General features: G+C 72.1%; 9 protein-coding genes and 1 pseudogene. 4 read left to right on the top strand and 6 right to left on the bottom strand.

Annotated features, from left to right (window positions below):
- Together BN976_RS33170 and BN976_RS07910 are read right to left on the bottom strand one after the other, a co-directional pair.
- Nucleotides 1-208 (bottom strand): annotated as a pseudogene (locus BN976_RS33170) (glycoside hydrolase); the annotation flags it as partial.
- Nucleotides 208-495: an ESX-1 secretion-associated protein gene (locus tag BN976_RS07910; RefSeq protein WP_268748845.1), complete on the bottom strand. Its 288-nt coding sequence runs from the start codon at nucleotides 493-495 to the stop codon at nucleotides 208-210. The pseudogene BN976_RS33170 and the gene BN976_RS07910, both read right to left, overlap by 1 nt.
- A 63-nt stretch (nucleotides 496-558) precedes the next feature.
- Between BN976_RS07910 and upp the strand changes: the two genes are divergently transcribed.
- Nucleotides 559-1,182 carry a uracil phosphoribosyltransferase gene (gene upp, locus BN976_RS07905; RefSeq protein WP_011778854.1) on the top strand — a complete coding sequence of 208 codons (624 nt, stop codon included), beginning with the start codon at nucleotides 559-561 and terminating at the stop codon, nucleotides 1,180-1,182.
- 6 nt (nucleotides 1,183-1,188) lie between these two features.
- Here upp and BN976_RS07900 read toward each other — a convergent pair whose 3' ends face one another.
- Both BN976_RS07900 and BN976_RS07895 read right to left on the bottom strand, forming a co-directional pair.
- Nucleotides 1,189-2,787 (bottom strand): phospho-sugar mutase, encoded by a 1,599-nt coding sequence (locus BN976_RS07900; protein ID WP_036369778.1) that lies wholly within the window; start codon nucleotides 2,785-2,787, stop codon nucleotides 1,189-1,191.
- 53 nt (nucleotides 2,788-2,840) lie between these two features.
- Entirely contained in the window at nucleotides 2,841-3,236 is a 396-nt protein-coding gene (locus BN976_RS07895; protein WP_109489585.1) for a MarR family winged helix-turn-helix transcriptional regulator, read from the bottom strand.
- A gap of 141 nt (nucleotides 3,237-3,377) precedes the next feature.
- Between BN976_RS07895 and BN976_RS07890 the strand changes: the two genes are divergently transcribed.
- On the top strand, nucleotides 3,378-4,502 hold the full coding sequence (locus BN976_RS07890) for an AbrB family protein (RefSeq protein WP_036369777.1): 1,125 nt from the start codon (nucleotides 3,378-3,380) through the stop codon (nucleotides 4,500-4,502).
- Here BN976_RS07890 and BN976_RS07885 read toward each other — a convergent pair.
- Nucleotides 4,448-5,242: a purine-nucleoside phosphorylase gene (locus tag BN976_RS07885; RefSeq protein ID WP_036369776.1), complete on the bottom strand. Its 795-nt coding sequence runs from the start codon at nucleotides 5,240-5,242 to the stop codon at nucleotides 4,448-4,450. The genes BN976_RS07890 and BN976_RS07885 overlap by 55 nt on opposite strands.
- Before the next feature lie 47 nt (nucleotides 5,243-5,289).
- Between BN976_RS07885 and BN976_RS07880 the strand changes: the two genes are divergently transcribed.
- Both BN976_RS07880 and BN976_RS07875 read left to right on the top strand, forming a co-directional pair.
- Complete coding sequence (locus BN976_RS07880; RefSeq protein WP_011778865.1) at nucleotides 5,290-6,471, top strand: M20 family metallopeptidase; 1,182 nt, start codon at nucleotides 5,290-5,292, stop codon at nucleotides 6,469-6,471.
- Entirely contained in the window at nucleotides 6,468-7,640 is a 1,173-nt protein-coding gene (locus tag BN976_RS07875) for a M20 family metallopeptidase (protein WP_036370419.1), read from the top strand. Before BN976_RS07880 ends, BN976_RS07875 begins: the two co-directional genes overlap by 4 nt.
- 139 nt (nucleotides 7,641-7,779) lie before the next feature.
- Here BN976_RS07875 and BN976_RS07870 read toward each other — a convergent pair whose 3' ends face one another.
- Nucleotides 7,780-8,349 (bottom strand): TetR/AcrR family transcriptional regulator, encoded by a 570-nt coding sequence (locus tag BN976_RS07870; protein ID WP_036370417.1) that lies wholly within the window; start codon nucleotides 8,347-8,349, stop codon nucleotides 7,780-7,782.
- Nucleotides 8,350-8,353: the final 4 nt, after the last annotated feature.

Here is an 8,353-nt window from a genome sequence, read left to right as displayed (position 1 = left end):
CCGCCGCGTCGCCGCCGGACCCCGACCAGCCGGCCTCGGCGTCGCGCCAGGCCCGCCCGGCGGCGTCCGCGACCTCGGTCAGGGTGTCCCGCACCCCGGTCAGCGCCGCGGCCGGGTCGGCGGCAGGGTCGGCCGACCAGCCGGGCCCGACCAGCGCCTGCACCCGGCGGATCGGCGCCGCGAGCGCCGTGACGAGTGCACTGGGCATCAGAACGCGATCCGGCCGGCGGCCTCGGTGTCGGCACCCTCGTACGCCTGCGCCGAGCCCGACGCGGCGTCACGGGCCGCCGTCAGCGCGGCACTCAACGCGGCGACGACTCGGGCCTCGTCCTGGGCGGCCCGGCGCAGCGCCGCGACGAAGCGTGCCCCGACCGGGCCGAGGACGTCGGCACCGCCGCCCGCCGTGGTCAGCCGGGCGGCGGCCGCGTGCAGGGCGGCGGCATGGGTCGACGATGCGGCACCGTAGGCGCGGACCAGGTCGGTGTCCACGGACAATCGGGCGAACATATGGATAGGACGCCGAGACTCCCCGTTCGGTTCCCGTTAGGGTCGTCATCCATGGATGTGCGCGTTGTCGACCACCCGCTGGCCGCGGCGCGGCTGACCACACTGCGTGACGAGCGCACCGACAACGCCGGGTTCCGTGCGGCGTTGCGCGACCTGACCCTGATGCTCGTCTACGAGGCCACCCGTGACCTCGAGGTCGAGGTCGTGTCGGTGCGCACACCGCTGGCCGAAACCGCCGGAACACGGTTGGCAAACCCGCCGCTGCTGGTCCCGGTGCTGCGGGCCGGTCTGGGCATGGTGGATCAGGCGCACGCGCTGATCCCGGAGGCCAGGGTGGGCTTCGTGGGTCTGGTCCGCAACGAGGAGACCCACACTCCGACGCCGTATCTGGAGTCGCTGCCCGACGACCTGAGCAAGCAGCCGGTCATCGTGCTGGACCCGATGCTGGCCACCGGCGGCTCGATGGTGCACACCCTGGAGTTGCTCTACGCCCGCGACGCCGTGGACGTCACGGTGATCTGTGTCGTCGCTGCACCCGAAGGTATTGCGGCGCTGGAGAAGATGGCGCCGGAGTTGCGGCTCTACACCGCGACGATCGACTCCGGCCTCAACGACATCGCCTACATCGTCCCCGGGTTGGGCGACGCCGGGGACCGCCAGTTCGGCCCCCGCTGACGGAGGCTAAGTCCAGGCGCGCACCGCCGCGGCCACCGCCTCCTGCAGTGCGGCGGCGCGGGCGCGGCCCGGCGCCAACTCGCCGGCGCAGCGGACCTCGATGTAGGACTTGAGCTTCGGTTCGGTGCCCGACGGGCGGATCACCACCCGCACCGACGCGGCGTCGTCGCCTCCGGTGAACACCAGCGCGTCGGTGCGTGGCTGCAGGTCGGCCACGGCGACCGCGACGCCGGCGATCGTGTCCGGTGGTGTGGCGCGCAGCCGGGTCATCACCGCAGCGGCGTCCTGGGGTGAGTCGACCCGGCGGGTGACGGCGGTGGTGGTGTGCACGCCGTGGCGGCGGGCCAGGTCATCGAGTGCGTCGGGCACCGTGCGGCCGCGCCCCCGCAGCGCGACCACGAGGTCACACGCCAGCACGGCGGCGCTGATGCCGTCCTTGTCGCGCACCGCGTCGGGGTCCACGCAGTGCCCGATCGCTTCCTCGTAGGCGTACACCAGCCTCGCGTCCAGCCCCTCGTCGGCACGGGCCAGCCACTTGAACCCGGTCAGGGTCTCGACGTGGCGGGCGCCGTGCGCGGCGGCGATACTCGCCAGCATCCGTGAGGACACCACCGTGCTGGCCACCACTGCCTTGTCCTGACGGTCGGACAGAATGTAATCGCCGAGCAGCCAACCGGTTTCGTCGCCGGACAGCATCCGCCAGCCGGCCGGCGTCGGCACCCCGATCGCGCAGCGGTCGGCGTCGGGGTCCAGTGCGATCGCGATGTCGGCGTCGACGTCGGCGGCCAGGGCCAGCAGCAGGTCGGAGGCGCCCGGCTCTTCGGGGTTCGGGAACGCCACGGTCGGGAAGTCCGGGTCGGGTGCGAACTGACGCTGCACGACGTGCACGTCGTCGAATCCGGCCAACGCCAGTGCGTCGAGGGCGAATTCGCCACCCACGCCGTGCATCGGGGTCAGCGCGATCCGGGCCGGGCCGGTGGTGCGGCGCACCGACGCGGCCCGCTCGAGGTAGGCCCGCACCTGGTCCTCTCCGGACGCGGTGACGGGGGAGCGGGGGATCTCGTCGGCCGGCGGCGCCGACGCGATGGCGTGCTCGATGTCGCGGTCGGTGGGGGAGACGATCTGCAGCCCGCCGGGGAAGTACACCTTGTAGCCGTTGTCCTGCGGCGGATTGTGCGACGCGGTGATCTGCACGCCGGCCGCCGCGCCCGTGCCGCGGACCGCGAACGCCACCGCGGGCGTGGGGACGGCGGCGAACATCAGCGTCACCGAGAATCCCTGGGCGGCGAACACTTCCGCGGCAGCGCGGCCGAACTCGGCCGAGCGGTGCCGGGCGTCGTAGCCGACCACCACCTGCGAGCCGCCCAGCCCACGGTCGGTCAGCACCCGGGCCAGCGCCCACGTCGCGCGCAGCACCACGGCGAGGTTCATCCCGTTCGGCCCGGCGCGCAGCGGCCCGCGCAGACCCGCGGTGCCGAACGTCAGCGGCTGTGCGAAGCGCTCGGCGAGCTCCTGCTCGTCGCACGCGGCCAGTTCGGCGGCCGACGCAGGGTCGGGGTCATGGGAAAGCCACTCCTGCACAGCCGTTCGCACGGGGGGTGTCACCGCTACACCCCACCAGAGGCGGATCGAGCGCGCAAACGTGCCACGCGTGTCGCCTAGTGCGCCGGATTCGCTTCGGCGAGCTTGCGCAGGATCGGCGCCACCAGCATCAGCAGGTCGAATTCCAGCTCGGAGAGGCTGTCGCGCATGGCCTGGTGCAGCCAGGCGTCGCGTTCGGCGCGGTCGGCCTCCAGCAGGGCCACGCCGCCGTCGGTGATCTCGACGAGCTGGCGGCGCCGGTCGTTCTCGTCGGGCCGGCGCGCGATCAGCTCCCGCGCCACCAGGTCGTTGAGCGAGTCCGTCAACGACTGCACCTTGACGTGCAGCCGCACACCCAGCTCGGCCGGGGTGGTCACGCCGGCGCGGCTGATCTCGCCGAGCAGCTGCATCTGGCTCAGCGTCAGGCCGTTGTCGGGGCGATGCCTGCGCAGCTGCCGGGTCACCGCCATCATCGACTCGCGCAGTTCGGTGGCGGCCGACAGGGTCTGCGGTGAACTCCGATGGATTACCAAGATTCACCTTGGTTTCTACCGTAAATCATACGTGATCCCTCCATTTGAGATCTTGAATTAGTGAGAGCATACTTGTAATCGATGAGGTGGTGGCGGCAGGTATCCCGATGGGCGATTCTCCTCGCGGTGACCGTCGCGGTCACCGTTCCGCTCACGAAACTCGGGGTGCCCTCGGCAGCGCTGTTCGCCGCCCTGGTGGTCGGGATGGTCGCCGCGCTGACGTCGGCGGGGCCCGCGCGCGTCCCGCGCAGGCTCGGGGTCGCGGCGCAGGGCGTGCTCGGCGTCTACATCGGCACCATGGTCCAGCAGGACGCGCTGTCCGCCCTCCGGGATGACTGGGCGATCGTGCTCGGCGTGGCGGTCGGCACGCTGGTGCTCAGCGTCATCGCCGGTGCGCTGCTCGGGATGCGCCGCGACGTCACCGCGCTGACCGGCTCGCTCGCCCTGGTGGCCGGCGGGGCGTCGGGGCTGGTGGCGATCGCCCGCGAACTCGGCGGTGACGACCGCGTCGTGGCCGTCGTGCAGTACCTGCGGGTGGCGTTGGTGACCGCCTCGATGCCCGTCGTCGTCACGGTGATCTACCACGCCGACCGTTCCCGCGCGGCCCCCGAAGCAATGGAAAACTCCACCGCCCCTTGGTATCTCAGCCTCGCGGTGATGGTCGCGCTGGTCGTGGTCGGCGCTCTCGGTGGCCGGTTGATCCGGCTGCCCGGCGCCGGGCTGCTCGGACCGCTGGCGCTGACGGTGGCGCTGGAGGTCAGCGGGCTGTCGTTCGGGCTGTCGGTGCCGGTGCTGCTGGTCCAGGCCGGCTACATGTTGATCGGCTGGCAGGCCGGGCTGGCCTTCACCCGGGAATCGCTCAAGAGCGTCGGGCGGCTGCTGCCCGCCGCGCTGGGGCTGATCGTGTTCATCGGTGTCGCGACCGCGGGGCTGGGCATCGTGCTCGCCCGGGTCGCCGGCCTGACGCCGCTGGAGGGCTATCTGGCGACCAGCCCCGGCGGCGTGTACGCGGTGCTGGCCACCGCGGTCGAAACCGGGTCCAACGTCACGTTCGTCATCGCCGCGCAGGTGGTGCGCATCCTGCTGATGCTGTTCGCCGCGCCGTTCCTGGCCCGCGCCGTGGTGTGGGCAGGCCGCCGATTCGGCAAGGGTCAGAGCCGGGCGATCACCGCGGAGAGCAGGGAACCCATCCGCGTGGCCGACTGACGGCCCGCCTCCAGCACCTCGGCATGCGAGAGCGGCCGGCCCGTCATCCCCGCCGCCATGTTCGTCACCAGCGACAGCCCCAGCACGGACGCGCCTGCCCCGCGCGCGGCGATCGTCTCGTGCACCGTCGACATGCCGACCAGGTCCGCCCCCAGCGTGCGCAGCATCCGGATCTCGGCCGGCGTCTCGTAGTGCGGGCCGGGCAGCCCTGCGTACACCCCTTCGGCCAACCCGGGTTCGATCTCGCGGGCCAGCGCACGCAGCCGCGGTGAGTACGCGTCGACCAGGTCGACGAACTGCGCGCCCACCAGCGGTGACCGGGCCGTCAGGTTCAGGTGGTCGCTGATCAGCACGGGCTGGCCGACGGAGAAGTCGGCGCGTAGCCCGCCTGCGGCGTTGGTGAGCACCACGGTGTGCACGCCGGCCGCGCAGGCGGTGCGCACCGGATGCACGACATGGCGCAGGTCATGCCCCTCGTAGGCGTGGATTCGGCCGAGCAGCACCAGCACGCGATGCGCTCCCACCCGCAGCGACAGCACCTGGCCGCCGTGGCCCTGCGCGGTGGGCGGGGTGAAACCGCGCAGCTCGGCCATCGGGATGGCCGCCGTCGGGTCACCGATCTGCGCGGCCGCGGGCGCCCACCCGGAGCCCAGCACGACGGCGACGTCGTGCGCGTCGCTGCCGGTGCGTTCACGCAGCGCGTCGGCTGCCCGTCGGGCGAGTGCTGCCGGGTCGTCCACAGGCGGCAGCTTAATTGGGGTGCGTGTGCAGTGAGATACTTGCCTGCATGCCCCTTGCCGCCGCGTCGACATGCGTCGAAGACGCTGTGCGCAGTCGCCGCGCCGACCTGGTCGCGCTCTCGCACGCCATCCACGCCGAACCCGAACTCGCGTTCGCCGAGCACCGCAGCTGCGCCAAGACCCAGGCATTGGTGGCCGAGCGCGGCTTCGAGATCACCGCCGGGGTGGCCGGCCTGGACACCGCGTTCCGCGCTGTCTACGGCAGCGGGCCGCTGGTGGTCGGTGTCTGCGCCGAGTACGACGCGCTGCCCGAGATGGGGCACGCCTGCGGGCACAACATCATCGCCGCCTCGGCGGTGGGCACCGCGCTGGCGCTCGCCGAGGTGGCCGACGCGCTCGGCCTGACGGTGGTGCTGCTCGGTACCCCGGCCGAGGAGTTGGGCGGTGGCAAGGCGCTGATGCTGCAGGCCGGCGTGTTCGACGACATCGCCGCGACGGTGATGCTGCACCCGGGCCCGGTCGACATCGCCGCGGCGCGGTCGCTGGCGCTCTCGGAGATGACGATCCACTACACCGGACGGGAGTCGCACGCCGCGGTCGCGCCGTTCCTCGGGGTGAACGCCGGCGATGCCGTCACCGTGGCGCAGGTCGCGATCGGGCTGCTGCGTCAGCAGCTGGCGCCGGGGCAGATGGTGCACGGCATCGTGACCGACGGCGGCCAGGCGTCCAACGTGATCCCGGGGCACACCGAGATGCGCTACACGATGCGCGCCAACGACTCGGAATCGTTGCGCGCGTTGGAATCCCGAATGGCGGGCTGTTTCGCCGCCGGCGCGGTGGCCACCGGTTGCGAGCATGTCGTCTCCGACACCGCACCGGCGTACGCCGAGCTCGCGCCCGATCCGTGGCTGTCGGAGGTGTTCCGCGCCGAGATGACGCGGGTGGGACGCACCCCGGTGGCCGCGGAGCTGGAGGCGTCGCTGCCGCTGGGCAGCACCGACATGGGCAACGTGACGCAGGTGATGCCCGGCATCCACCCGATCGTCGGCATCGACGCCGGTGGCGCGTCGATCCACCAGCCGGAGTTCGCCGCGGCGGCGGTCAGCGCCAGCGCCGACACCGCCGTGGTCGAGGGCGCGATCATGCTGGCCCGCACCGTGGTGGCGCTGGCCGAATCCGGCGTCGAACGCGACCGGGTGCTGGAGCAGTGGCAGAGGCGGGCGTCATGAGCGTGTTGAGGCACGCCGCGGCGCGGTGGCTCAGTGAGCACCACGACGACCTGGTCGGGTGGCGCAGGCACATCCACCGCCACCCCGAGCTGGGACGGCAGGAGTTCGCGACGACGCAGTTCGTCGCCTCGCTGCTGGCCGACGCGGGACTGAACCCGAAGGTGCTGCCCGGCGGCACGGGACTGACCTGTGACTTCGGGCCCGACGACGCGCCGCGGGTGGCGCTGCGGGCCGACATGGACGCGCTGCCGATGGCCGAGCGCACCGGCCTGGCGTTCGCGTCGGAGGTGCCGGACGTCGCGCACGCGTGCGGCCACGACGCACACACCGCGGTGCTGCTGGGGGCGGCGCTGGCGATGGCGTCGGAAACCGAACTGCCCGTGGGGGTTCGGCTGATCTTCCAGGCGGCCGAGGAGCTGATGCCCGGCGGCGCGCTCGACGCGATCGCCGCGGGCGCGCTGACCGGGGTGTCGCGGATCTATGCGCTGCACTGCGACCCGCACCTGGCGGTGGGGCGGGTCGCGGTCAAGGCGGGCCCGATCACGTCGGCGGCCGACCACGTCGAGGTGACGCTGCACTCGCCGGGTGGGCACACGTCGCGTCCGCACCTGACCGGGGATCTGGTCTACGGGCTGGGCACCCTGATCACCGGGGTGCCGGGCATCCTGTCGCGGCGGATCGACCCGCGCAACAGCACGGTGATGGTGTGGGGAGCGGTGCACGCCGGGGTGGCCGCCAATGCGATCCCGCAGACCGGCACGCTGGCAGGCACCATCCGCACCGCCAGCCGGGAGACCTGGCTGACGCTGGAAGACATTGTGCAGGAGGCGATTTCTTCGCTGCTGTCGCCGCTGGACATCGAGCATGTGGTGCAGTACCGCCGCGGGGTGCCGCCGGTGGTGAACGAGGAGATCGCCACCCGCATCATGACCCACGCGATCGAGGCGATCGGCCCCGACGTGCTCGCCGACACCCGGCAGTCCGGCGGCGGCGAGGACTTCTCCTGGTATCTGGAAGAGGTGCCCGGCGCGATGGCGCGGCTCGGGGTGTGGAGCGGCCGCGGTCCGCAGCTGGACCTGCACCAGCCGACGTTCGACCTCGACGAGCGTGCGCTCGGCGTCGGGGTGCGGCTGATGGTCAACCTCGTCGAGCAGAGCGCCCTTTCCTAGCGTCTTAGCGCGACCGCCCAGTGCCCCCTGCCCAGTAGCGGCGAGCGTGCGTGTCTGCGGCCGACACGCCGCAATTTTCCCCTATTTCGCGCACGCTCGCGACGCCTGTCGCGCACGCTCGCGCCGCCCGCCAGAAGAGTCAATCGTGTACGCAGACGTCGAGGAACGCCTTGGTCAGGTCCAGCAGAATCTGCTGCAGTTCGTCGTCGCCGACATCACCGATCATCGGGTCGGTGACGCAGCCGTGGACACCGGCGCTGAGCATCGAGATCGCCACCCGCGTCGCGGTGTCGGGATCGGGGCCCAGCAGCACGTCGGCGAGGCGGTCGCCGAGGCGGCGGAACTCGTCGTTGCCTTCGAGCAGATGATGCACGGTCGGGTCGCCGTAGAACACGCTCGAGACCCGACGGTGCCGAATGATCAACTCCACCAGGCCGCTCATCGACACGCCGCGCCGCGCCGCGGGCGTCGGCAACGTCTCGGTGATCCGCAACAGGTGCTCGATGTCGTCGAACACCGGCTTGACCACCGCCAGCGCGATGTCGTCCTTGGAATGGAACTGGTAGTAGACGGCGGCCTTGGTCACCCCGAGCCGGTCGGCGATCATCTGCAGCGACGTGCCGCTGACGCCGTGGTCGGCGAAGAGTTCCAGGGCGCTTTCGAGCACCCGCTCGCGGGCGAAGCCGCGCGTCGCGACCGGCTTGGCCATCGCA

Origin of the sequence: Mycolicibacterium austroafricanum, from assembly GCF_000612725.1 — a bacterium.
In the GTDB taxonomy this organism is placed as follows: domain Bacteria; phylum Actinomycetota; class Actinomycetes; order Mycobacteriales; family Mycobacteriaceae; genus Mycobacterium; species Mycobacterium austroafricanum.
This window is presented reverse-complemented; position numbering and strand designations above follow the sequence as displayed.

Coding starts and splice junctions, on each gene's coding strand:
- upp (WP_011778854.1), top strand. CDS start 559: ATGGATGTGCGCGTTGTCGACCACCCGCTGGCCGCGGCGCGGCTGACC.
- BN976_RS07895 (WP_109489585.1), bottom strand. CDS start 3,236: ATGATGGCGGTGACCCGGCAGCTGCGCAGGCATCGCCCCGACAACGGC.
- BN976_RS07890 (WP_036369777.1), top strand. CDS start 3,378: ATGAGGTGGTGGCGGCAGGTATCCCGATGGGCGATTCTCCTCGCGGTG.
- BN976_RS07880 (WP_011778865.1), top strand. CDS start 5,290: ATGCCCCTTGCCGCCGCGTCGACATGCGTCGAAGACGCTGTGCGCAGT.
- BN976_RS07875 (WP_036370419.1), top strand. CDS start 6,468: ATGAGCGTGTTGAGGCACGCCGCGGCGCGGTGGCTCAGTGAGCACCAC.
- BN976_RS07870 (WP_036370417.1), bottom strand. CDS start 8,349: ATGGCCAAGCCGGTCGCGACGCGCGGCTTCGCCCGCGAGCGGGTGCTC.